21 protein-coding genes are annotated in these 24,020 nt (G+C 42.7%); all 21 read right to left on the bottom strand.

Annotated elements, in window-relative coordinates; genetic code table 11:
- Positions 1-20: 20 nt before the first annotated feature.
- Positions 21-812 (bottom strand): DUF3388 domain-containing protein, encoded by a 792-nt coding sequence (locus J7I80_RS08785; RefSeq protein WP_192473250.1) that lies wholly within the window; start codon positions 810-812, stop codon positions 21-23.
- A 341-nt stretch (positions 813-1,153) separates the two neighbouring features.
- A complete protein-coding gene (locus J7I80_RS08780) occupies positions 1,154-1,411 on the bottom strand; it encodes a DUF3243 domain-containing protein (RefSeq protein WP_041966668.1) in 258 nt (85 codons plus the stop codon).
- A gap of 101 nt (positions 1,412-1,512) precedes the next feature.
- Positions 1,513-2,235: an elongation factor P 5-aminopentanone reductase gene (gene ymfI / locus J7I80_RS08775; protein WP_214737632.1), complete on the bottom strand. Its 723-nt coding sequence runs from the start codon at positions 2,233-2,235 to the stop codon at positions 1,513-1,515.
- A gap of 70 nt (positions 2,236-2,305) precedes the next feature.
- Complete coding sequence (gene yfmH / locus J7I80_RS08770) at positions 2,306-3,601, bottom strand: EF-P 5-aminopentanol modification-associated protein YfmH (protein WP_214737630.1); 1,296 nt, start codon at positions 3,599-3,601, stop codon at positions 2,306-2,308.
- Positions 3,601-4,878 carry an EF-P 5-aminopentanol modification-associated protein YfmF gene (gene yfmF, locus J7I80_RS08765; RefSeq protein ID WP_214737628.1) on the bottom strand — a complete coding sequence of 426 codons (1,278 nt, stop codon included), beginning with the start codon at positions 4,876-4,878 and terminating at the stop codon, positions 3,601-3,603. Before yfmF ends, yfmH begins: the two co-directional genes overlap by 1 nt.
- 211 nt (positions 4,879-5,089) lie before the next feature.
- Positions 5,090-6,178 (bottom strand): GGDEF domain-containing protein, encoded by a 1,089-nt coding sequence (locus J7I80_RS08760; RefSeq protein WP_214737626.1) that lies wholly within the window; start codon positions 6,176-6,178, stop codon positions 5,090-5,092.
- A gap of 486 nt (positions 6,179-6,664) precedes the next feature.
- Positions 6,665-7,618: an ABC transporter permease gene (locus J7I80_RS08755; protein WP_214737624.1), complete on the bottom strand. Its 954-nt coding sequence runs from the start codon at positions 7,616-7,618 to the stop codon at positions 6,665-6,667.
- Position 7,619: 1 nt separating this feature from the next.
- The gene (locus J7I80_RS08750) at positions 7,620-8,696 is read right to left on the bottom strand and encodes an ABC transporter permease (protein WP_214737622.1); all 1,077 of its coding nucleotides are present in this window, start codon (positions 8,694-8,696) and stop codon (positions 7,620-7,622) included.
- Complete coding sequence (locus tag J7I80_RS08745) at positions 8,693-10,216, bottom strand: ABC transporter ATP-binding protein (protein ID WP_214737620.1); 1,524 nt, start codon at positions 10,214-10,216, stop codon at positions 8,693-8,695. The genes J7I80_RS08750 and J7I80_RS08745 overlap by 4 nt, the downstream gene beginning before the upstream one ends.
- Before the next feature lie 242 nt (positions 10,217-10,458).
- Complete coding sequence (locus J7I80_RS08740) at positions 10,459-11,553, bottom strand: BMP family lipoprotein (protein ID WP_251027672.1); 1,095 nt, start codon at positions 11,551-11,553, stop codon at positions 10,459-10,461.
- A gap of 86 nt (positions 11,554-11,639) precedes the next feature.
- Positions 11,640-12,365, bottom strand: a complete 726-nt coding sequence (locus J7I80_RS08735; RefSeq protein ID WP_192473241.1) for a GntR family transcriptional regulator — start codon at positions 12,363-12,365, stop codon at positions 11,640-11,642.
- 309 nt (positions 12,366-12,674) lie between these two features.
- On the bottom strand, positions 12,675-15,008 hold the full coding sequence (locus J7I80_RS08730) for a DNA translocase FtsK (protein ID WP_214737618.1): 2,334 nt from the start codon (positions 15,006-15,008) through the stop codon (positions 12,675-12,677).
- Between the two features lie 313 nt (positions 15,009-15,321).
- A complete protein-coding gene (locus J7I80_RS08725; RefSeq protein WP_214737616.1) occupies positions 15,322-15,534 on the bottom strand; it encodes a YlzJ-like family protein in 213 nt (70 codons plus the stop codon).
- Positions 15,531-16,283, bottom strand: coding sequence for a ClpP family protease (locus J7I80_RS08720; RefSeq protein WP_225650411.1), 753 nt, complete (start codon positions 16,281-16,283; stop codon positions 15,531-15,533). Before J7I80_RS08720 ends, J7I80_RS08725 begins: the two co-directional genes overlap by 4 nt.
- 138 nt (positions 16,284-16,421) lie before the next feature.
- Positions 16,422-18,089, bottom strand: a complete 1,668-nt coding sequence (locus J7I80_RS08715; RefSeq protein WP_214737614.1) for a ribonuclease J — start codon at positions 18,087-18,089, stop codon at positions 16,422-16,424.
- A 249-nt stretch (positions 18,090-18,338) separates the two neighbouring features.
- Positions 18,339-19,205 (bottom strand): 4-hydroxy-tetrahydrodipicolinate synthase, encoded by an 867-nt coding sequence (gene dapA, locus J7I80_RS08710; RefSeq protein ID WP_214737611.1) that lies wholly within the window; start codon positions 19,203-19,205, stop codon positions 18,339-18,341.
- A gap of 58 nt (positions 19,206-19,263) precedes the next feature.
- The gene (dapG, locus tag J7I80_RS08705; protein ID WP_214737609.1) at positions 19,264-20,508 is read right to left on the bottom strand and encodes an aspartate kinase; all 1,245 of its coding nucleotides are present in this window, start codon (positions 20,506-20,508) and stop codon (positions 19,264-19,266) included.
- A gap of 41 nt (positions 20,509-20,549) precedes the next feature.
- Positions 20,550-21,599 (bottom strand): aspartate-semialdehyde dehydrogenase, encoded by a 1,050-nt coding sequence (gene asd, locus J7I80_RS08700; protein WP_214737607.1) that lies wholly within the window; start codon positions 21,597-21,599, stop codon positions 20,550-20,552.
- Between the two features lie 246 nt (positions 21,600-21,845).
- Entirely contained in the window at positions 21,846-22,442 is a 597-nt protein-coding gene (locus tag J7I80_RS08695) for a dipicolinate synthase subunit B (RefSeq protein WP_192473235.1), read from the bottom strand.
- The gene (gene dpaA / locus J7I80_RS08690; RefSeq protein ID WP_214737971.1) at positions 22,439-23,341 is read right to left on the bottom strand and encodes a dipicolinic acid synthetase subunit A; all 903 of its coding nucleotides are present in this window, start codon (positions 23,339-23,341) and stop codon (positions 22,439-22,441) included. The genes J7I80_RS08695 and dpaA overlap by 4 nt, the downstream gene beginning before the upstream one ends.
- A gap of 227 nt (positions 23,342-23,568) precedes the next feature.
- Positions 23,569-23,814 (bottom strand): YlmC/YmxH family sporulation protein, encoded by a 246-nt coding sequence (locus tag J7I80_RS08685; protein WP_167832858.1) that lies wholly within the window; start codon positions 23,812-23,814, stop codon positions 23,569-23,571.
- Positions 23,815-24,020: the final 206 nt, after the last annotated feature.

The following is a 24,020-nucleotide window of genomic DNA, read 5'->3' as shown; positions in this document are numbered from 1 at the left end:
GATAACACCTTCCAATACTGTTAAAAATCAAATCCGCCAAAATCAGAATCGGTAAACATGTGATTCTTCTGAACCATGTCATACACAATTTCTTCATCAGGGTTATTGCGAAGTTCAATAATATAATCAAAGTCATCCAGTGTATATTCCGTATTCTGGACAAAAATATCCGGATGTTCAACAACCTTCACCGCAGGCAGACGCATGATTTCCCTGACAAGCTGCCAGTGCTTTTCATTCGCCCTCCTCGTGGAGACGATTCCGTCAATGATAAATAAGTTATCAGCGTTGTACTCATCTTCAATCAATTGGTTGCGGATTGTCTGTTTCAGCAATGTCGAAGAAACAAACAGCCACCGCTTATTCGCACAGACACTCGAAGCCACGACTGACTCCGTCTTGCCGACTCGCGGCATCCCGCGGATCCCAATCAGTTTGTGTCCTTCCATCTTAAACAATTCTGCCATAAAATCTACAAGTAGTCCAAGTTCATCCCTAACAAACCGGAATGTTTTTTTATCATCTGCATCACGCTGTATGTACCTGCCATGTCTGACCGCCATCCGGTCACGAAGCTTCGGTTCACGGATTTTAATTACCTTTATTGTATCCATTGTATTCAAAATTGACTCTAATCGTTCAATTTGGTCATCATCTTTTGCAAGGATCAACAGGCCGCGCCTTCCTTCATCGACTCCATTGATCGTAACAATGTTTATTGACAGCATACCAAGCAAAGAAGAAATATCACCTAGCAGTCCTGGACGGTTAATCATAATCTCATATTCCAAGTACCATTCTTTCTTTTCCATCGTTCTCCTCCTCTGCTATAAGGTCACTTGATTACGACACATTTTGACACCGAATATCTAGCTACTATATTATATGATTTTCAAAGAAGATGAAAGGAAAAACAAGCCAGAAGTTAAAAGTAAAATAAAGCCTTGTCCCAGATGCCTTCTCGATGAAAAAGCACAGCTCTTTGCGTCAATTAATAAAGGTCTTTAGGAGGAGACTTCTTAATAATGAACGCATTAATACACGTAACTCCCCAACTGCCGGTTTTTACTATTGGTTAAGAGAGCAACAAAGATTACGAAAAGAGCATAAAAAAAGAGAGGAAGCTGTATGTCCCCTCTCCAAATCCTACTGATTATTTAGTACCATTGTTCTGAACCAATTTAACCATCATTGTTGCAATGGCATGCTGTTCTTCCGGGCTTGCAACTGACCAAAGGTCTGCAAGGACTCTTTCTTGCTCATTTTTAGGATCGACGTTCTGAGCAAGATAGTCTCCGATCTGGTAGGCAAGGTCTCCCATAACTTCTTTATTCATTCCCTGGTCCTGCGCCTGATGAAGGCGGTCTCCCAAGAAATCCTTCCACTGATTCCAATTATCCAAAACGGACATATTGACAACCTCCTTGTCTAAAATAGTACAAGGTTATTTTGCATACGTATGGTCATTATTATTCATTTCGGTACATGTTTTGAAAAATTGTCACATCTGCATCATGTCAGCCAGCCGCCGTTCACTGCCAGTACCTGTCCGTTAATATAGGAGGACTTATCAGACAGAAGGAATTCAACACTATCTGCCACTTCGTCAGCTTTTCCCAAACGGCCAGATGGAATATCATCGGTAATGGCTTTGATTTCCTCCTGTGTAAAGTCTTTAACCATAGGAGTCTGAATCGCTCCTGGAGCTACGGCATTCACCCTTATCCCTGAGCTTGCCAGTTCTTTGCTCAACGCTTTGGCAAAAGCAATTTGGGCTCCTTTCACCGCCGAATAGGCCACTTCATATGATGCGCCTGTCTGTCCCCATATAGACGACACGACAACGATACTCCCTCTTTCTTTTTGCCGCAATTTAGGAATAAGCTTTTTGGTCAGCATCATAGGCGATGTTAAATGAATCTGGATAAGTTCCTCTGCTTTCGCCTCCTCCAAATCTTCAAGAAGTCCGTATAGGGCATTACCTGCATTATGTACTATTGCATCAATGGAGAAAATGTTTGCCGCTAAATCCAAATAGCCTGTCTTTGATGAAAGATCTGCCTGGATCGGTATATATTCTCCTCCAAAGCGTTGAATCTGACCAACAAGTTCCTCCATCCCTTTTTCGTTCTTGTTAAAATGCAAATAAAGCGAATAACCTTCAGCTGCAAGTTTCGTGGAAATCGCCTTTCCGATCGCCCCACTTGCTCCTGTTACGAGTGCGAATTTTTTCATGTTTTCCCTCTCCAAATACTCTCATGAAATAATGCGCCGGCAATGACCGGCGCATAGATGAAATGCTGTTTTATTGCTTATCCTTTGGAACTACCTGACAGACTGTGAACCGTTCTTCGGCAATCAGCTTGCTGGCAGCCTGCTTGAGATCATCCAGTGTAAGGCTTTCAAGCACCGGCACTACATCAAATAAATCCATATCATTGAATGCATAGCGTGTGAACTGGTTCGCAATATACTCAGGTGAATTGACAGCCCTGAGGAAAGCTCCAATTTTTTTCTTTTTGGTTCTTTCAAGGTTGTCATCTGTCAACCCTTGGCCGGATTTGGCATCCAGCAGCATGGCTTCTAACTTGCTTGCAAGGACATCCGGCTCGTTCGTATCGCCGCCAACCATCGCAAAGCCAAAGCCCTGCTCTTCCGTATAATCGTAAGAAAACGTATCATCAATTAATCCTGAGCCATATAACTCGGTGTAGTTCTCAGAACTTTTTCCAAAGAGAATATCAAGCATCACATTGATAGACAGCTCTTTTTTCAGCATCTCCTTTCCCGATTCAGTCGGGTCGGCCGCCTTGATCCCAACCAGGCACTTGGACGTCTGGACATTCATTTTAAGAACCTGTTTCTTTTCAGCAACCACAGCTTGTTCCTCATCGAATCTCCGCTGGATTTCTGGCTGTTTTTCGTATTCCTTCTTCCCCTGGTTCTCTTTTATCAAGCCCATGATTTCATCAGGGTTAACAGGACCAACTACGAACAACATCATATTGCTCGGATGGTAAAAAGTTTCATAGCACTCATACAGCATATCTTTTGTTATGTGGGAAATCGACTCGATTGTACCCGCGATATCGATGCTGACGGGGTGGCTCTTATACATATTCTGTATCAGGCCGAAATACAGCCTCCAGTCTGGGTTGTCATCATACATTGTAATCTCCTGCCCGATGATCCCCTTTTCCTTTTCAACTGTCTTCTCGGTAAAATAAGGCTCTTGAACAAAGTCAATCAGCGTTTCAAGGTTTTTCTCCACATTTGATGTACTTGAAAATAAATAAGCAGTCCTCGTAAATGAAGTGAATGCATTTGCAGAAGCACCCTGCTTGCTGAATTGCTGGAAGACGTCACCATCTTCCTTTTCAAACAATTTATGCTCAAGGAAATGGGCGATGCCATCTGGTACCTTAACAAAATCATTTTTTCCAGGAGGAAGGAAGTGATTGTCGATCGAACCGTATTTAGTTGTAAATGTAGCATATGTTTTATTGAATCCCTTTTTCGGAAGAATGTATACATCAAGTCCGTTATCCAGCTTTTCGTAGTACATTTCTTCCTGAAGCTGTTCAAAAGTGATTTTCTCCATTATTTGTCCGCCTCCAATCCAGTTAAGAAGTAGACCGTATCAAGCTGAACCTTTTTGGCTACATCAACGATTTCTTCTTTTGTGGTTTTACTCATGCCCTGTAACCAGTCATCGAGGCTGACATTTTGACGTGAAACAACATTATGATACAGGACCTCTACCATCCCTCTTGCAGTATCCATTGTTTCAAGCATTTGGTTTTCAATCACAGCTTTTGTCTGTTCGATTTCCTGGTCGGTAAAATCGCCAGCTTGCATGGCTTCCATTTGTTCACGGATTATTTTTACAGCAAGTTCAAAATTTTCAAATTCAATGCCAGACATGACCATCATCAGACCTTTATGGCTTTCAAGTCGGCTTGCGACATAATAGGCAAGACTATTTTTTTCACGGACATTCAAAAATAGCTTTGAATGTGAAAAACCTCCGAAAATACCGTTGAATACCTGCAGTGCGTAATAATCCTTATCACCATAAAGTACATTTGTCCTGTAGCCGATATTCAGCTTCCCTTGCTTAACATCTTCATGATCCTTAACCGTTTTCTCTTGAACAAGAGTATCCCTCGAAGCCTCAACCAGTTTAGGTGTACGCTGATCAAATTGCAGGAGGTCCTGGGCAAACGACTGGACTTCTGCCTCATCAACATCCCCAATGATAAATAGGTCAAGCTCATCTTCCGCAAAGGCTTTCTTGTAGTATTCATAGAGATTCTTCTCGTCAATTTGGGGAATATCATCAATTTCACCATTTACATGGAGGGCATATGGTTCATCCTTGCACATTTCCTGGACAAGCCTGAAATTAGAGTATCTCATTTTATCATCATAGACGGCCTGGATCCGCTGCTTTAATGTGCGTTTCTCCTTTTCAACAGTCTCTTTGTCAAAAGATCCATTTTCAGCCAGCGGATTCACCAGTATCTCCGTCATCAATTGCAATCCTTTTTTCAGCAAAGGGTCAGGATCGCTCAGGAACTTTTCATTTGCTATTTCAAGAGAAAAACTGAGGACTTGATATTCTCCCTTTTTCGAGACATCTACATATAAATTTGCACCGTAAAGCTCATCAAGATAAGACCGAAACTTCGAAGTCGTCGGGTAAGCCTTGGAACTGCTTTGCAGCACGTACGGAAGCAGCGCCCGTTTCGTCACATCCTCACTGGTAAGCGGAGCCTTCATCTTCCAGACAATTGTATTTGTTTTGAATTTTTCCGTTTTGACAATATGGAGCTTGTAGCCTTTCATATCCTTGATTGATTCTGAAATGACAGCCATTGATATCCTCCTTTATTTATAACAACAGGACTTGCTTACAATCTTTCTTCTTCACATGATTGATGAAAATAAAACATTCTTCTTTTTATGTATACGTTGTGAAGTCTATATTTAATATTCCTATAAATATACTCTAACTATACCTTTCACATTAAGTCTTATTCAAGGATTTGGCAGTCAATATGGCAAAAGCTTCCCGATTGGGAAGCTTTTATTGTCTAGAAGCAGCGATTTCATCTATTGTCTGCGAATAAAAATATGTATAACCAGATTCAAACTTAGCCTGATTTTTTCCGTTTGCTTTTGCACTGTATAAAAGTTGGTCAGTATAACCAAGAAGTTTATCCGGCAAGACTGAACCTTTTGACGAACCAATCCCAAAGCTCATCGTCACACTCTTGCATTCTTCACTGAATTTTTCAGCAGATAATCTTTCGTAGAGGTCATCAAAAAAGCGGATTTGTTCTGGTTCCTCGATAGCAGGCAATAGAAAGGCAAATTCCTCTCCGCCATAACGGAAAGCCTGCGCATCATATTCAGCCGCCAGTTCTTGAAAGATGCTTCCAATTTTTTTTAAGATTTCATCACCCGCTAAATGGCCGAATTGGTCATTGATTTGCTTAAAGTGATCAATATCTCCCATGACCAGCAGGAAATTTTGCCGCGCACTTGCCAAAACCCTTAATTGTTCCTGGAAATGGCGATGATTATATAAGCCTGTTAAATAGTCAGTGAACATCAGCTCATGAAAAATTTCTTTCTGTTTCAAATGCTTCCTTTCACGTATGACGATCAATGATCCAAACACACCAATGATCCAGATGAAGACAAGATTTAAAATAAAGACAAATGTAGTATGAAAGTCAAATTGAGCCTGGAAAGCAAAAATAGTTGTGTATCCTATTGTTAACGAAATCGAAGATAAAATCGCTCCCTTCGTCCGCCAGTATATGGTCGCATGCATGACGACCAAATAAGCAATCGGAAAAAGCGGGGAAATGACTCCATTCGTCAAGGCAAGAAGCCACATTAAAGCAATATAATCGAAAATGATGCCAGCCTTTGTAAGTAAATTAAAATACTCGTTTCCCGCCGACATTTTTATCAAAGCAACCTGCGCCACGGTCATGTAGACAAATCCTATTGCCAGCAATAAAGGAAATGTTTCTTTCGTAAAATTCAGCCTGTCCGCCAGTGGGGGAAAGTAGAATACTAGAATCCCTACCAGCAAGAATATCCAACGTAAATAAGAAAAGATTTTTTCCGTTTCTCGATCGTCCATATATAATGATAGCTTCATGCGCATGCCCTCTTGACGATTATATTTTTTAGCAAACTTTTCCTTTATATTAACACATATGAAAGATTTAATCTAAAGTGAATGTTCAAATTTTTATGATATTATCTAATGAATATTATAGCCTGAAAATTAGGCTCTGTTAAACTCGGCAGTTGATTTTCGTTCCAGGCGCTTCGCTTTCCGCGGGGAAGAATTATGAAAAAGCCCTACTGCCGTTTTTCAAAGTTCAAATTCTTCCTTGCAGTCGGGGAGCCTCCTCAGCGCTTATGCGCCTGCGGGGTATCCCCATGACTAGCTCATCCCGCAGGACATTGATTGTACTGCCTCGAACCTGCCCAAGAACGATGAAAATGCGATAGCATTTTCGGAGGAGTCTTCGCGCCTTCCACTACAATCAACAGAGCTTTTAAACAACAGTGAGCTTTAACAGAGCCAAAAATTAAAAGAGGCACCCTTTTAAGGTACCTCTTTTCACAGTATACAATTTTAGCGTTTCCCACTGTCGAATGTTTCTCCAACAGCTTTTGGTGCTTGTGATGACTTGGAGAAGATAACGAGAGCGATCAGCGTCACTACATAAGGGAAAATCTTCAACAAGATTGGCGGAATAACAGCCAACTCTGGAATTACTTGAGACACGTTTGCAATCGTACTTGCAAATCCAAAGAAGAAAGTCGCTGCAAGCACACCTAGCGGCTTCCACTGACCGAAAATCAAGGAAGCAAGTGCAAGGAAGCCTAGACCTGCAACAGTACCTGTGAATTCACCTGACTGTGTGACAATGATCAAAGCACCGCCCAATCCGGCGAAAGCTCCGGAAATCAGAACACCGCTGTAACGAATTCTTCTGACATTGATCCCTGCTGCTTCGGCAGCCTGAGGAAATTCACCACAAGACCGTAAACGAAGCCCAAACTTTGTTTTATATAAGATGAATGAACTTACGAATAGAATAACTAAAACAAACCATGTTGTAGGATAGGTTTTTGTGAAAAATAAGTCTCCAATCACTGGAATATCCGAAAGGAATGGAACGTTTGACGGTGAAAAACCGCTTGAGATTCGGATGTTGCCACTTCCAGTCATATTACGAGCAAGGAAAACCGTAAGGGCAGTGGCAATCAAGTTGATTGCCGTACCACTGATAATCTGATTGGCATTCAGATTAATGCTCGCAAACGCATGCAAGATGGAGAAAAGCATACCGGCAATTATAGCAGCCAGCAATCCAAGCCAGAGGACCAATGTGTGGTTGTCCAATACGCCGCTCAGGTAATGAATGGATAGTGCGCCAGAGAATGCACCAATGACCATCAATCCCTCGAGGGCAATATTTACAATACCGCTTCTTTCACTAAAAAGTCCGCCTAGTGCCGTAATAAGAAGAGGAATGGTAAAGATAATCGCGTAAGGAAAAATTTGTTCTATTATTTGCCACATCTTATGAATCTCCCTTCTCGACTACAGGACCACTTTTATCTTTATTTGATTTCTTTGCCTTGAATTTGTTCAGCAAACGCTCAATCATTACACTCGTCGCAGCGAAATAAATGATGATCGCAATGATGGTATTCGCCAATTCTGGTGGAATTTCAGTCATAGCATTCATAAATCCAGTACCAGAGTAAAGAATCCCGAACAGCACGGCTGCGAAAAATACACCAACAGGGTGATTTGCACCTAGAAGAGCAACTGCGATGCCGTCGTAACCCTGTGCAGGCAGAATACCAATCTGAATGCTTGAAGCATTTCCTGTGTACAATGCTACCCCACCGACTCCAGCAAGAGCACCTGAAATCAACATAGATAAGATGATGTTGCGGTTAACTTTCATACCCGCGTATTCTGCAGCAAATCTATTAAATCCAACTGCCTTCAATTCAAAACCAAGTGTTGTTTTTTCAATGATGAAGGCAATGATGATTACTGCAATAACTGCAAAGAACAGACCTAAGTTAATATAAGATCCATCAAACATTTCTGTTAAGAATGGAGTTCGCAAAGTATCTGATTCCGCAAGTTTCTTAGATTCTGTCTCGAGGAATTCTCCCTTGAAATAACCAGGGACAATATAGTAAATCGTCCAGTAGGCAATCCAGTTCATCATGATTGTCGAAACAACCTCATGAACATTGAACTTTGCCTTCAGTAAACCCGGAATGAAAGCCCATAATCCACCTGCTACCAGACCTGCAAGCACCATAACCAACAGAAGGATTGGACGGGATAAATCAAAAGTTAGGGCGACTGCAGTAGCAGCAAGGCCCCCGACCAGCATTTGTCCAGATGCCCCAATGTTGAAGAGTCCTGTACGGAAAGCAAAAGCGACAGACAAGCCAGTAAATATAAGCGGAGTTGCTGTTGCCAGTGTATTCCCAATACGCTCAAGATTCTTCAGAGCTCCCTGGAGCAAATAGGAATAACCTTCTATCGGATTACTTCCGATAAAAAGCATCAAAATTCCGCCGGCCACAAGACCTAGAATAATGGATATTAAAGATACGATGGTATTTCTCATATGCTTCTCTCCTTAGCCACGCCTGCCATCATAAGACCAACTTCATTTTCATTTGTTTCAGCTGCGATAACCTCGCCTACTAGCTCACCATTATTGACGATGGCTATGCGATCTGAAAGCTGAAGAACTTCATCAAGCTCCAAAGAAATTAGCAATACTGCATTCCCTTTGTCACGATGCTCGATAATCCTTTTATGGATATATTCAATAGAACCAACATCCAGGCCGCGAGTCGGCTGTACAGCAATCAAGAGCTTCGGATCAAGTTCAAGTTCACGCCCGATGATCGCTTTTTGCTGGTTACCACCAGAAAGAGTCCTGGCAATTGATGCAGCACCTTCACCTGAACGAACATCGAAGTTTGTAATGATATTTTGAGCATACGCTTTCATAGCAGAATAATTTAATAATCCACGCTTAGAGAAAGGCTGTTTGTTATAGATTTGAAGCACCATGTTTGATACAAGTGTGTAATCAAGAACAAGCCCGCGTTTTTGCCTGTCTTCCGGTATATGGCTGATTCCTTTTTCATTCCGTTGGCGGATTGGAAGGTTTGTGATTTCCTCGCCACTAATCAGAATCGTTCCAGACTCTGCTTTCCTTAAGCCAGTGATTGCTTCTACAAGCTCAGTCTGCCCATTGCCCTCAACACCGGCAACGCCGACTATTTCACCAGCTCGCACTTCCAATGAAAAATCCTTTAATCCCATAACTTTTCGATTATTTTTAACTGATAAAGAATCTATTTTAAGTACCACTTCACCAGGAGTACTTTCTTTCTTATCCACTTTGAAAGAGACATGACGTCCGACCATCATTTCGGCAAGACTAGCCTCACTGGTTTCTGCCACATCGACAGTTCCAATTCCTTTTCCGCGGCGAATGACTGTACAACGGTCCGCAACGGCCTTAATTTCTTTTAATTTATGAGTGATAATAATTATAGACTTGCCTTCATTAATAAGATTACGCATGATTTTCATCAATTCATCGATTTCTGCTGGTGTAAGAACAGCTGTTGGCTCATCCAAAATAAGAACATCCGCTTCACGATAAAGCATCTTCAAAATTTCTACCCTTTGCTGCATACCTACTGAAATATCTTCGATTTTTGCGTGAGGATCTACATTCAAACCGTAATGCTTTGATAATTCTTCAATTCTTTTTGCTGCTTTATCAATATCAAGCACCATGCCTTTAAGCGGCTCACTGCCCAAAATGATGTTTTCTGTTACAGTGAAGTTCTCAACCAGCTTGAAATGCTGGTGCACCATTCCGATTCCCAGACGGTTTGCCACATTAGGATTCGTAATCTTAACTTCTTGTCCATTTACTTTTACTACGCCTCGTTCAGGCTGGTACATACCGAACAGAACACCCATCAAGGTTGACTTTCCTGCACCGTTTTCACCTAGCAATGCGTGAATTTCCCCTTTTTTAAGTGTAAGGGTAACATTATCGTTGGCTACAATACCTGGAAACTCCTTCCGGATATTCAACATCTCAACTACATAACTCATAGTAGCACTCACCTTTGTATTAGACTCTATACCTATTAAGAATAGCGTAAGCGCCCTTGTCAGCTTCCCAAGCATTCACCGGGCACCTGGGGAAGTGATGCGAAAACTTCCTTTTGGAAGGCCGATTATTTGGAAGCCAGGCTCTGGAGCTGTACATTTTCACTTTGAAAAAAGTTCAAAAATTTTCCTTTTTGAGTTCGATAGACAAAAGAGACGGAAGAGACCGTCTCTTTTGCACTATTTTACTTGAATAAATCTCCCTGTTCAGCAGAGACCTTGATTTCTTCAGATTTAACTTTTTCGTAAACTTCTTTAACCTTGCCCATCGTATCATCGCTTAGGTTAGGGTTTTTCTCAGGAAGACCAATTCCATCGTTCTTAGCATCGAAAATCAATGTTTCTCCGCCTGGGAATTTGCCGTCGATCTCAGCTTGGACCATGTCGAAAGCAACCTGGTCTAGCTTCTTCATTGCTGAAGTAAGGATGACAGACTTGTCGCCATCGTACTTACCATCTTCGAACTGGTCAACGTCAACACCAACGATCCATACATTTTCTCCGGCCTTAGCACGGTTCTTCGCTTCGTTGATCGCACCAACACCAACACCACCAGCAGCAGTGAAGATAACATCTACGCCACGGTCATAGAACTGAGCAGCGATTTGTCCGCCTGCAGCAGCGTTGTCAAATGAACCCTGGTAAACTACGTTTTCAGCTTTGATTGTTACATTTGTGTCTAGGTTTTCATTTGCATAGTTAAGACCTTGTTGGAAGCCCCAGTTGAACTTTTGTACAGCAGGGATTTCCATACCGCCGATGAATCCAGCTTCGCCTTCTTTTAATTCAACGGCTGCAGCTACACCAGCAAGGAATCCTGATTCGTGCTCTGCAAAGAATACAGCTACAGTGTTATCTTTAACAACAGGGTTGTAATCTCCATTGTGCGGATTTCCATCAAGAATGACGAATTTAGCATCTTCATATTTATCCTGGGCTTGGAAAACAGCTGTTTCGAATTTAAAGCCCGGTGTAACGATGAACTTATATTCTGCATCGTATAAGTTGCCGATTTCTTTTAAGTATTCAGCTTCAGTAGTTCCTGCTGGCTTAAGGTACTTTGTCTTAACGCCGAATTCTTCTTCAGCCTTCTTGATTCCTTCCCAAGTACCTTGGTTGAAAGATTTATCATCAATCGTACCTGCGTCAGTAACCATACCTACTCTTAAGTCTGACTCCTTGCCATTAGAACTGTCGCCTTCGTCGCTTCCGCAACCTGCCAACATTGTACCTGCCGCTAGAAGCAATGACATTACCAAACCAAATTTACGCTTTTTCAAGGTTTGTACCCCCCAGAGAATGTTTGTGATTTCGCAGGAATGTTCTGAAAAACCAATCAGTTAGCGTTTTCATTTCATTAAAAAAATTAAATTCTTCTTCTAAGGACATGAAAACTGAACTTGTCGGCTTTAAAGTAATTGACCGAATAAAGAATTGGAACATCGTTCTCGTCGAAATGCATCTGCTTCAAAACAAGCAATGCTGTTTCCGGCGCGCATTCAAGGATGGGTGAAATCTTCTCATGATAGCCAATTGGCTCGATTTGAGCTACTGCATATGTCACCTTCCGGTTCGATTTAATCTCAAGAAGATGAAGCAATGATTCATCTTCAAAAGAAGAATCTTCCGGCAGGATACTTGAAGGAATCTTGTCCAAACAATAGACAACAGGCTCCCCGTTTGCAGTTCTGACCCTTTCGACGAGTGTGATTTCATCATCAAGCGAGCATGAGAAACGACGAATATCTTCTTCGGTTGGCCCAGTAGTCGTTGAGTTTAAAAAGATTGTACCAGGCTTCATCCCTGCCTGCTCAATCATGCCAGTCACACTGTTAAGTTGTTCGATACCTGACTCAAACAAGGGTTTGGCGTTGACAAAGGTTCCTACACCATGCCTGCGAACAATGACGTTTTCTTCTTCAAGAATTCGCAATGCTTCGCGGAGAGTAGCCCTGCTAACTCCAAGCTGTTTGGCAAGATCAAATTCGGAAGGCAGTTTCTCTCTTTCTTTATATATACCTTTTTGAATATCTTGCTTTAGGTGATCGATTACTTGTAAATACAGGTGCCGGTTATCTGACTTGATCGACATGAGGCGTTCCTCCAACCTTTTTGCTCAAGACATCAGACATCTGATGTATAGCATTCCTACTAATCGAAAATACTATAACACTTTTTTAAAGATAAATAAATAGTGTTTCAACAATTTGTCGAAAAAAGCTAGATTGACCAAAATTGTCACTTTTTCCGGGACGATAAACCTATTTTTTTGCTATAATAAGATTTTGTAAGCGGTTTTAATAGTATGACATTATTATTTTCACTCCAGGAGTTTTATCCTATACAGACAGCAAAAGTCGGGTGTGACCACCCGACTTTTGTCTTTTATAAACGTATGATGTTATGCCTCTTCAGACTTAGCCACCAGGACGGTTCGCGGCTTGCTTCCTTCATAGGGCCCAACCACACCTCGCAGCTCCATTTCATCAATCAGTCTTGCTGCACGAGAGTACCCAATCCTGAATCTTCTTTGCAGCATGGATACAGAAGCTGTCTGCATTTCCACCACAAGGTCTACAGCATCACCGTACAAATCATCCTCAACCTCTGACGTGTTCTCAGGTATATCTTCAGGAATCATTTCCTCCTGATACTGCGCCTTCTGTTGGCCAATCACGTAGTTGACAACCTCTTCAACCTCTTCATCCGAGAGGAAAGCTCCCTGCACCCTGACAGGCTTGGATGCCCCTACAGGCAGGAACAGCATGTCACCTCTTCCGAGCAGCTTCTCAGCACCGCCCATATCAAGAATCGTTCTTGAGTCTGTCATCGAAGAAACGGCAAATGCTATTCTTGAAGGAATATTCGCTTTGATTACCCCAGTTATGACATCAACTGACGGCCTCTGCGTAGCTATGATCAGATGGATTCCTGCAGCACGGGCCATTTGTGCAAGACGTGTAATCGAATCTTCGACATCAGATGATGCAACCATCATCAAGTCCGCAAGCTCGTCCACAATTACGACAATGAATGGAAGCAAAGGCTGGTTCGCATCTTCCTCGCTATTGTACCTCTTAATATATTCATTGTAGCCTTCTATGTTCCTTGTTCCAGTGTGAGAGAAAAGCTCATAGCGCCTTTCCATTTCACTGACCACTTTTTTGAGTGCCTGGGATGCTTTCTTCGCATCTGTTACAACAGGAGCCAGCAAATGTGGCACCCCGTTATATACATTCAACTCCACCATTTTTGGATCGATCATCATCAGTTTGACTTCATGAGGCTTTGCCTTCATCAGAATACTGGTAATAATTCCGTTAATACATACACTTTTCCCGCTTCCGGTAGCACCAGCAACAAGAAGGTGAGGCATTTTATTTAATTCTGCAAGCACTGCTTCTCCGGTAATGTCGCGCCCTAAACCAATTTGAAGTTTTGATCCAGGTTTGTTGTGCTGTTTGGAATCAATAACTTCCCGTAAGGAAACCATCGCCACCTCGGAATTAGGCACTTCGATTCCAATGGCTGACTTTCCGGGTATAGGGGCTTCGATCCTGATATCTTTCGCAGCCAGAGCTAATGCCAAATCATCGTTCAAACTTACGATTCTGCTGACCTTGACACCGACATCTGGGTGGACTTCATACTTTGTAACAGCAGGTCCAAGGTGAACCTGGGTAACTCTTGCCTTTACACCAAAGCTGTGGAAGGTACGTTCAAGCTTGGCTGCATTGGCATGGATCATTTCATATTCTCCGCTCTGGTCGGTTTTATTCGGCAGCTTCAATATATCAATCGGCGGAAGCTCATATGAGGTATTCTCTACCTCAGTAAAAGTAATTGGTTGTGTCAATTCTTCACCAGCATCACCGGTGTCCTGTGCGGTTTTACCCTTCTTCTCCGCCTCCTGTGGTTGTGCTTCAGCAGTGTTTGCATAGGCTCGCTCCGCAAAGCTGGATATGATTGGCTCCGGAGCCGGCTCCTCAGTAAGTTCAATTGTTTTTTCAGCTTTCGCTTCCTGGGGAACTGCCTGGCTGCTCTCTTTTTTAACTTGCTTCTCCTGCAGTTTTTCTGTCTTTTTATGCTGGTGATTTTCTTTCCATTGCTTCACGTCTTCAAGGAATGAAATCCATTGGTCTTTGATAAAACTGCCGATTGGTGTAAGTATTTTTCCGGCAACTTCACTAAAGGTTTTCCCTGTAACGAGAATAGCGCCTATGATGATCAACAGAAACGCAATTAACTGGGAGCCGGCTGCATCAAACAAAAAATAAAACAGCGCAAACATCACAGCCCCGATCATCCCGCCTCCAAGGTCTGTAGTGCTTGTCTCTCCTTTTGCCTCCATGACATATAAATCAAATGTATTTTTAATGACACTTGGATCCTCAAACTTGCCTCCATTGGATAATAGTTCGAATAACGTCACGTGGCTTAATAACAAGATTGCACTGAGAATCAGATATGTACCAATCAATTTGGTGTGGAAAATAAAGGGCAGACTTCGTTTCCACATAATATAAATACTGAACACGACCAGCCCTACCAGGCTGAGCATATACCATTCTCCGAAGAAAAAGCGGAAAAACATCACGACCGCCCTTCCAACTGCACCCAAATCCGCCATCGCTATGATGGCCAATGCGAGCAATCCTAACCCGGCAAGTTCATATTGAACTGTTGTTTTCAATGCACTCTTCTTTCTTGATTGCCGTCTTTTCTTTTTGGCCATTTTATCACCTGAATATTTATAGCTTCACTATCAGCATAAACAATGAGTCCGGTCTTCAAACTTCATAAGAAAAGCGCAAGCGCCTTGTCCAGCCCCGACAAGCGCTGGAGCTAGACAGTAATTTTAGTTAAAAAGCTTATACTTTCTTATAAAGGAAGAAAAGCAGCCCTATCGGCTGCCAATGCTGAGTGTATCCATATTATATCATATTTGCCAGTTGAAACGGCACAATCGTTTTTTTAACCTTGCCAATAGATATCTGAACAAATTACATATTGCCTGCCGGTGAAAAACTGTCAAAATAAGGCTTAACTTATGATAATGAAATTGTTGAACCAGGTAAACAGGAAGGTTCCATATAATGGTTTGGGTCGGTACTCATTACTCTGACTACCCGATACTCGTGATTTTCGGTCATCTCTGCCATGATCGGGATTCCGTTAAAGCTCATCATAACTTGGTTTACGGCTACGTCTTCACTTGGAGGAAATACCTGTTCATGCGGCATCATAGTGTAAAGGATCATTGTACAATCACTTCAGACTTTTGTTTATTCAAATCAATTAATTCATTTAACTTCTTCATCGCCTGCCCTATGCCGCCAACTTCATGAATGAGACCAGTCTCTACTGCATCATGGCCGACTACGTTCGTTCCGATGTCTCTTGTCAGGTTACCCTTTGCAAACATCAGCTCTTTGAATGTTTCTTCAGGGATATTGGAATGCTTCGTAACAAAATTAACGACTCTTTCCTGCATTTTATCTAGATATTCAAAAGTTTGCGGAACACCAATGACGAGTCCAGTCAACCTGATCGGATGAATAGTCATTGTTGCTGTCTCCGCAATGAAAGAATAATCACAGGATACTGCAATAGGCACGCCTATTGAATGGCCGCCACCAAGTACGATAGATACTGTCGGCTTGGAAAGTGATGCCAGCATCTCCGATATCGCCAGCCCTGCTTCTACATCTCCGCCAACTGTATTCAAGATAACAAGCAAGCCTTCAATATTCTGGTTTTGTTCAATTGCGACAATTTGCGGAATTAAATGTTCATATTTCGTCGTTTTATTATGAGGCGGAAGCTGCATATGTCCTTCGATTTGGCCAACAATCGTCAAACAATGGATCTTCGAATCCTGAGACAGCTGAGGTACATTCGTTTGGCCAAGCTGCTGTATTTTCTCAAGAAGGCCAGACGGTTTGTTTTCCTTATCCCCTTGCTGTCCTTCCTGGTTTTCTGAACTGAATTTATTCATATCAATATCCATCCTTTTATGCTCCCTTCAGGCATGATAATTTTAGTATGAACATCATAAGCAATTTCATTCCAGACCAGAGAATGACATCAGACTTTTGCATGAGAAGGTAAAACAAAAAGCACTGGCATGAGCCAGTACTTTTTGTGATTATTTAACCTCCATTATGATCGGCATGATCATTGGACGGCGTTTCGTTTTCTCATATAAATATTGGTTCAATGAATCACGGATGTCCTGTTTTAGACTATTCCAATCAAATGACTCTTTATCAGCATTTTTCTTTACGATTTCTTTTACAAGCGCAGAAGATTCCGCCATCAGCTTCTCTGATTCACGGACATAGACGAAACCGCGCGAAATTATTTCTGGTCCGGCTGCAATCTTTCTGTCTGCTTTATTCAGTGTAACGACTACAATTAAAACACCGTCCTGCGAAAGCAGTCTTCGGTCCCGGAGAACAATATTGCCTACATCTCCGACCCCGATTCCGTCAATCAATGTATTCCCTGCCGGAACCTTCTCTGTGGACTTCAGTTTCCCGCCAGAAATTTCAATCACATCACCACGGTCGGGAATGAAAATATTCTCCTCTGCAATCCCGCATGATTGTGCCAGCTTTTTGTGAGCCTTCAGCATTTTGTAGTCGCCATGAACAGGAATGAAGAATTTCGGGTTCATCAGATTGATCATAAATTTCAATTCTTCCTGACTTCCATGGCTTGAAACCTGAACACATTTTTTGCCAGACATAACATTCGCACCGGCACGGTAAAGCATATCCATTGTTTTATAAATAAATACCTCACTCCCCAGCAGTGGAGAAGCAGCAAACAGGACTGTATACCCTTCCTGGATATTCACCTGTGGATGCACTTGTTTAGCCATCTTCTGCAAAGCTTCAATCGGCTCGCCCTGGCTTCCCGTGGTTAAAATAACTACCTGATCATCATCGTAATCCTTTAAATCATTTACCGATATAATTAAGTCTTCTTCCACCTGCAAATACCCAAGTTGCAATGCAATATCATATACACGCTTTAAGCTATTCCCTGAGACCGCTACTTTGCGGCCATTCGCCGATGCGCTGTTAAATAGGTGCTGAATCCTGTTTAGATCAGAAGCAAAGCAAGCAGCGATGATCCTGCCCTGTGCATTATAAAAAACATTGGACAGTTCAGCAACGACGGTTGATTCAGATGGCGTATACCCTGGTCTTTCAGCCTCTGTACTGTCTGAAAGCAAGCAAAGAACCCCTTTTTCACCTATTGCTGCCATCTTGCCGACTTCAGGTTTGTACAGTGGTCCAGCAGCCTGGTCGAATTTATAATCCCCTGTATGTACGATTGCGCCTTCTGAAGTATGAATGCTGACGCCGACTGAACCTGGTATACTATGATTGGTTTTGAAAAAGGAAACAGAAACATTGTCAAAATCCAATACTGAGTCCGCATGAATTTCATAAAAATCAGCAGATCCAGTAAATTCCTGCTCCTTCATCTTCTCCTCGGCAAGGGCAATTGTTAATTTCGTAGCGTATACCGGCACATTTATTTTTCGTAAAACATATGTTAACGCCCCAATATGATCTTCATGGCCGTGCGTCAGGAAAATTGCTTTCACCCTGTCGCTATTCGATATCAAGTATGTTAAATCGGGAATGACAATATCAATTCCAAGCATCTCATCCTCAGGAAACATCAATCCCGCGTCAACCACAAAAATATCACCATCTACTTCGGTGATGTACATATTCTTGCCGATTTCCCCAACTCCGCCAAGTGGAATGATTTTAATATTTTCGTTTTTCGTAATCAATTTCCTGCTCCTCCTATGTTGTTAGCTCCCGAACGTAATCAGTTAAAACCATTATACTTGACGACAGAAAACCTTTACAACAATATTCCTTCGTGTCATGAGTATGCAGCAGGCAATGCTTTTACTGTGTGTTCATGCTCTAAAGTTCCTTTTTCGGGCAATGCAGGGGCTCCCTTTTACCAATAAGTGACTATAATTTTTACCCCTCATATAAAATAAGGCCAGCCCTAACGAGGCTGGCCTAATCTTCTATTCAAATAATTTCGCTACTGCTGTTCTTTCTTGTTCTGTTAATGGTATCATTGGCAAACGAACGGAACCGACATCGAGTCCTTTTAGCTGCAATGCTGTTTTTACAGGTGCCGGGCTTGGTGCAGCGAAAAGTCCTTGCATAATTGGCAGCAGGCGCTGATGCAATTTTGCTGCATCCGCATTCCTTCCGCTGAAGAATGCATCGACCATTGCTTGCATCTCATTTCCAATCACATGTGATGCTACTGAGACAATTCCAGTTCCGCCGATTGCAAGAACTGGCAGAGTCAATCCGTCATCTCCACTGTATAAAAGGAAATCGTCTGGTGTATCAGCGATGATTTTAGTCATGGCATTCAGATCGCCGCTCGCTTCCTTTACAGCAACAATGTTCGGGATTTCAGCAAGCCTGATGACTGTATCAGGCATGATGTTGACAACTGACCTGCCCGGAATGTTATATACCATTACTGGCAGTGAGGTAGCTTCAGCAGCTGCTTTAAAATGCTGATAAAGACCCTCCTGGTTTGGCTTATTGTAGTAAGGCGCTACGATCATAATCGCGTCTACACCAATCTCTTCCGCCTTTTTTGTCAGTTCGATGGTCGCATATGTGTTGTTGCTGCCTGTTCCAGCAATTACAGGAACCCTCTTGTCTACAACCTTCACGACATGCCGGAATAATGCGATTTTCTCTTCTTTAGACAGAGTCGGGGATTCACCAGTTGTCCCTGCAACAACAAGCGAATCTGTTCCGTTGTCAATCAAATGGTTTACTAGCTGGGTTGTTTTAGCGAAATCAATGTGACCTTTATGATCAAATGGGGTCACCATTGCTGTAGATACTCTTCCGAATTGAACCATTCCTGTTCACTCCTCTTCTGAAAGGCTTCCGGCAGCCGAGGCTGGGAAGCAAAATCTTTTATATATCTTGACGCTCGAAATCAGCTGTTTCCTCTTCGAGCTGAAAGGCGTCATGCAATCCATTTACTGCCTTTCCTAAATCCTCTTGTTTGACTAATACCCAAATGGTTGTATGGCTGTCAGCAGACTGAAGGATACGAATGCCTCTCTCGGATAAAGCTGTAACGATTTTTGAGGTTACCCCTGGGACTCCTGCCATTCCCGCTCCGACAACGGAGACCTTTGCACAATGTTTCTCGATTTGCGGCGTGTGTCCCAGACCTTCCAGTACCTTTACTGCCCGGTCCGTCATTTCGTCCAAGACTGTGTAGACCACTCCATTAGGAGAAATATTGATAAAATCAACGCTTATGTTTTCATTTGCCATCGCCTTGAAAACTTCAGATTGCAGATTGTATTGGTCTTTTTTAGCAAATACCTTGATTTGGCTTACATTTGAAACATGCGCTATTCCTGTCACGGGCCTTTCCTTGATGTCAGTCCCTTTATTCTCACGATTAAGGGCAGTAACCAGCGTGCCCAGACCTTCCGAATAGGTTGACCTGATTCGAATCGGTACTTTTGCCTGCATGGCAATTTCTACAGCACGAGGGTGGATTACCTTTGCTCCCTGGTATGCCATATTGCAAACTTCAGTATAAGTGACCACGGAAAGAGGCCTTGCGTTTTCTGCAATCCTTGGGTCAGCAGTCATGATTCCCTCGACATCGGTAAATATGTCAATCCATTCAGCGTTTAACGCTGCACCAAGCGCTGCAGCTGATGTGTCACTGCCGCCCCTGCCGATTGTTGTCACGTCTCCATTTTTTGCTGCGCCCTGGAAGCCAGCCACAACGACAACGTCGACCTGATCAAGTTCCCTCAACAGCCGATCGCATTTCATATCAAGGATTCTCGCGTTCGTATGCTCGCTATTTGTCCTGAATCCTGCCTGTGCACCTGTAAGGGCCGTCGCACTTATGCCGTTTTCAAGCAGCATATTGGTAAAAACGATACTGGAAATCGTTTCTCCGCATGACAGCAGGAGATCATGCTCGCGCTTGCTGATTTTGCTGTCACTTCCTCCCAGCAGACTGAGGAGAGTGTCAGTTGCGTAAGGATCTCCCTTCCTTCCCATCGCAGAGACTACCACAACCGCTTTATACCCATCAGCGATCGCCTTTTTAATATGGCCCATCGCCTGGCAGCGGCTTTGTTCGTCCCGGACAGATGTACCGCCAAATTTTTGAACGATTATTTTCATCGTAACACCTCAGTAATTCTGTCATTAATACATTTATGCTTCTACTTTACCAATCCAAGCTTCACAAGACTTTCAGCAATCTGGACTGAGTTCCATGCAGCACCTTTTAACAGATTGTCAGAAACGACCCACATGTGGAAGCCCTTATCATTGTCCAGGTCCTTCCTGATTCTGCCGACAAAAACATCATTTTTGCCAACACAGAATGCAGGCATTGGATACAGCTGCTGATCAGGATCATCCTGCAGGACAACTCCTGGTGCATCCGCCAAAAGTTCTTTTACTTCAGCTGCGGAAACCCCGTCCTGGCCTATTTCAATATATACTGATTCAGAATGACCAGTTCCAACCGGGAGCCGTACGCATGTTGCAGCAACCTGCAGCTCAGGCATATGCATGATCTTTTTCGTTTCATTGATCATTTTCATTTCTTCGTACGTGAATCCGTTATCTACGAATGTATCGATTTGCGGAATAGCGTTGAACGCAATTTGGAAGTGCTTTTCCGCTGACTTAACTGGGAGAATCTTTGGTTCGTATTCTTCACCGTTCAGGATTGCTTGAGTCTGTTCCTCAAGCTCCTCGACTGCGGCTGCCCCTGCACCTGATACTGCCTGGTACGTTGATACGATAATCTTATCCAGGCCGAATTTCTTACGTAATGGCTCCAATGCTACAACCATCTGGATCGTAGAGCAGTTCGGATTAGCGATAATACCATTGTGAGAATGCAAGTCTTCCTCATTAACTTCAGGCACGACAAGCGGAGTGTTCTCATCCATACGGAATGCACTTGTGTTATCAACAACGATCGCACCGCGTTTGACTGCCTCAGGTGCAAGCTCCTTTGAAACACTTCCTCCAGCGCTGAACAAGGCGATATCAACGCCTTCAAAGCTTTCTGGTTTGGCTTCCTGTACTGTTATCTCTTTTCCTTTATATTGAACCTTTGTACCAGCTGACCTTGATGATGACAGCAATAAAAGCTCTGAAACAGGGAATTCCCTGCTTTCCAGCGTCTGGATCATCTGCTGACCTACTGCTCCTGTTGCTCCCACTACTGCTACACGGTAACCTTTTCTCTCTGACATTGCTGTTTCCCCTTCCACTACCATTATCGTTTTTATATCCCCGCATTTTTGCTGAGGTTGTTTGACCATAAGTAAAACGGCGGTCCAATAGAAATAACCGCCTAGTATATTATCCTATATTTTATCATAATCAATCATTAAGAAAAGAAACATTTTGCTTCACTGCCGGAGAAAAGCGTTTCCAGTTGAAATTAGAGCATTTAGAGCAAAGTTTTACCCATTGTCTTCTGGGTTAACCCTACAGAATTAATTATCCTTATAACGCTCGACCAGCACTGGCTGTAATTGCTTGCCATTCATCGCCTCCATGATTGTCTCGGAAAGCATCCCCATTCTTGCTACCATTGAATTTGGCTTTTTGACCGGATCATCCTGGCCAAAAGGAATCATATAAATGTTCTTGGTTGCCATTAGTCTCATAAGGTTAACGCCATTTAACCCCAAAGCATCATTCGTCGAGATGCCAAGGACAACTGGCTTCTGGTTTCTCAAAGTTGCTTTAGCAGCCATCAAGACTGGTGAATCCGTCATTGCATTCGCAAACTTGCTCATGGAGTTGCCTGTCAGCGGGGCAATGACCATACAATCAAGTGGTATTTTTGGACCTAGGGGTTCGGCCTTCACAATTGAGTCTATCACATTATTCCCGGTAAGTTCCTCAATCCGCTGTACCCAATCTTCTCCCTTCCCAAAACGTGTTTCTGTATTTTTAACAGTGAATGTGACAACCGGTAAAACTTCAGCTCCTGCATTCACTAACTTTTCAATTTCAGGAAACACAGCATCATACGTACAATGCGAGCCTGTTAATCCAAATCCAATCTTTTTCCCTTTTAAACTCATGCTTCTTTCTCCTTTCGGTTATTAAAGTCTTCCATAAGCAGCTGAGAAAGAACGTTCGCCAATATTTGGCCTGCAGTTTTCGGGGCAACGATTCCTGGCAATCCCGGCGCAAGCAGCGCTTTGATTCCGCGCTTTTCCGCATAGCGAAAATCCGTTCCACCTGGTTTGGATGCAAGGTCAATGATCAGAGTATGAGCTGGCATCCTTGAAATGACAGAGGCTGTAACGATTTGATGAGGAACCGTATTGATGCAAATATCGGTATCTGAAACTTCTTTGCCTATTTCAGATAAAAGGAATGGCTCTAAACCCATTTCCGTAATCCTTGCGATGTGCTCACTTTTCCTCGCTCCGACCTTCACCTTAGCACCAAGGGCATGGAAGGTCCTCGCCACACTCATACCGACTCTGCCCAACCCCAGAACGGCTACCTTGGAACCGTGGATGGTGAAATCTGTATGTTGAATTGCCATCATGATCGTTCCTTCGACTGTCGGGATCGAGTTATATATTGCTACATCATCACGAGCGAACAGCTGTATAAGTTTCCTGTTAGCCTGCTTTGTAATACCAGTCAAATATGAGTTGCTGATTCCTGAATAAACTGTGCAATGTTCTGGTGTCTTTTCAAGCATTTCTTTGATGAGAACTACTTTTTCATTTGAGAAAATCGTTTCGACCTGCCCCTCCAGACTTGTTCCTGGCACAGGCAGGATCAAAGCGTCCTGGACGGAAAAATCAACTTCATCTATCTTTTCTTTTGAGGCACCTGTAAAAGCATGGTCCAACTGCTCGAAGCCTATTAAAGAAAGCTTTGCATCAAGCTCTGTCAGCTTGCGAATAATCTCCAGCTGTCTCGCATCACCGCCGATAACTGCGATTTGCATTCCTGTCAGCATGAGAACAATCACCTTCTTTTCCATTAATCCTGGAATATATATTTCATTCAAATTGAACTACTTCAACATCATATGTATCAAACTTGGAATAGGTGAGTTTTCCATAAAAGAAAAGCGCCGGCCATATGGCCAGCGCTGAAAACTATATAATAAGGGTAGAGTTTTTGATGTTTTAAAACCTAAGGGATTATATTGGCAAAAAAATAAAGCCGGCTCTGTGCCCGCTTTTACTCTTCATCATCAGGTATGTCAATGATAATCATGTCGGTACCTATTTTCTTTATGTGCTTCCATGGAACCCGAACTTCTCCGGATTGTTTGCGGAGACCGAACCATTTTAAAGATGGAATGATCAAAGCTTCTATTTGTCCAGAACGTTCATTGATTTCCAAATCAGTCTGTCCGAGAACGCCTAGTCTTTCTGCCCTCTTTGCATCGACGATTTCTTTCCCGCCAAGTTCACTTAATTTCATGTTGGCCCCCCTGTCACTTTGTCCTTACTCTATATGTATCAATCCAAGAGGTTTTTTAGAATACATATCCTTGAAAAAAAGGGTGAAATGTTGACATGATCGCTGGTTATTTTGACAGCTTTCAGGTCAACGGCTTTTATACCCATCTCCGAGCCAACGGAACCGTACTAGATTCCGTATGCCGTCTTCTGCTTGAAAAAAAAAAA

The organism is Bacillus sp. ISL-41, assembly GCF_018613235.1.
Classification (GTDB): Bacteria; Bacillota; Bacilli; order Bacillales; family Cytobacillaceae; genus Mesobacillus.
The sequence above is the reverse complement of the archived record's forward strand: the minus strand, read 5'-3'. Positions and strand labels throughout refer to the sequence as shown.

What these genes read in the sequence shown, in the direction of transcription:
- ymfI (WP_214737632.1), bottom strand. Translation starts at nt 2,235, where the DNA reads ATGAAAAAATTCGCACTCGTAACAGGAGCAAGTGGGGCGATCGGAAAG.
- J7I80_RS08735 (WP_192473241.1), bottom strand. Translation starts at nt 12,365, where the DNA reads ATGTCGATCAAGTCAGATAACCGGCACCTGTATTTACAAGTAATCGAT.
- dpaA (WP_214737971.1), bottom strand. Translation starts at nt 23,341, where the DNA reads ATGCTGACAGGAATGCAAATCGCAGTTATCGGCGGTGATGCGAGACAG.
- dapG (WP_214737609.1), bottom strand. Translation starts at nt 20,508, where the DNA reads ATGAAAATAATCGTTCAAAAATTTGGCGGTACATCTGTCCGGGACGAA.
- yfmF (WP_214737628.1), bottom strand. Translation starts at nt 4,878, where the DNA reads ATGGCTGTCATTTCAGAATCAATCAAGGATATGAAAGGCTACAAGCTC.
- J7I80_RS08745 (WP_214737620.1), bottom strand. Translation starts at nt 10,216, where the DNA reads ATGAGTTATGTAGTTGAGATGTTGAATATCCGGAAGGAGTTTCCAGGT.
- J7I80_RS08695 (WP_192473235.1), bottom strand. Translation starts at nt 22,442, where the DNA reads ATGAGTTTAAAAGGGAAAAAGATTGGATTTGGATTAACAGGCTCGCAT.
- J7I80_RS08755 (WP_214737624.1), bottom strand. Translation starts at nt 7,618, where the DNA reads ATGTGGCAAATAATAGAACAAATTTTTCCTTACGCGATTATCTTTACC.
- J7I80_RS08720 (WP_225650411.1), bottom strand. Translation starts at nt 16,283, where the DNA reads ATGGATATTGATATGAATAAATTCAGTTCAGAAAACCAGGAAGGACAG.
- yfmH (WP_214737630.1), bottom strand. Translation starts at nt 3,601, where the DNA reads ATGGAGAAAATCACTTTTGAACAGCTTCAGGAAGAAATGTACTACGAA.
- J7I80_RS08730 (WP_214737618.1), bottom strand. Translation starts at nt 15,008, where the DNA reads ATGGCCAAAAAGAAAAGACGGCAATCAAGAAAGAAGAGTGCATTGAAA.
- J7I80_RS08725 (WP_214737616.1), bottom strand. Translation starts at nt 15,534, where the DNA reads ATGATCCTTTACACTATGATGCCGCATGAACAGGTATTTCCTCCAAGT.
- asd (WP_214737607.1), bottom strand. Translation starts at nt 21,599, where the DNA reads ATGTCAGAGAGAAAAGGTTACCGTGTAGCAGTAGTGGGAGCAACAGGA.
- dapA (WP_214737611.1), bottom strand. Translation starts at nt 19,205, where the DNA reads ATGGTTCAATTCGGAAGAGTATCTACAGCAATGGTGACCCCATTTGAT.
- J7I80_RS08750 (WP_214737622.1), bottom strand. Translation starts at nt 8,696, where the DNA reads ATGAGAAATACCATCGTATCTTTAATATCCATTATTCTAGGTCTTGTG.
- J7I80_RS08685 (WP_167832858.1), bottom strand. Translation starts at nt 23,814, where the DNA reads ATGAAATTAAGTGAACTTGGCGGGAAAGAAATCGTCGATGCAAAGAGG.
- J7I80_RS08785 (WP_192473250.1), bottom strand. Translation starts at nt 812, where the DNA reads ATGGAAAAGAAAGAATGGTACTTGGAATATGAGATTATGATTAACCGT.
- J7I80_RS08780 (WP_041966668.1), bottom strand. Translation starts at nt 1,411, where the DNA reads ATGTCCGTTTTGGATAATTGGAATCAGTGGAAGGATTTCTTGGGAGAC.
- J7I80_RS08760 (WP_214737626.1), bottom strand. Translation starts at nt 6,178, where the DNA reads ATGAAGCTATCATTATATATGGACGATCGAGAAACGGAAAAAATCTTT.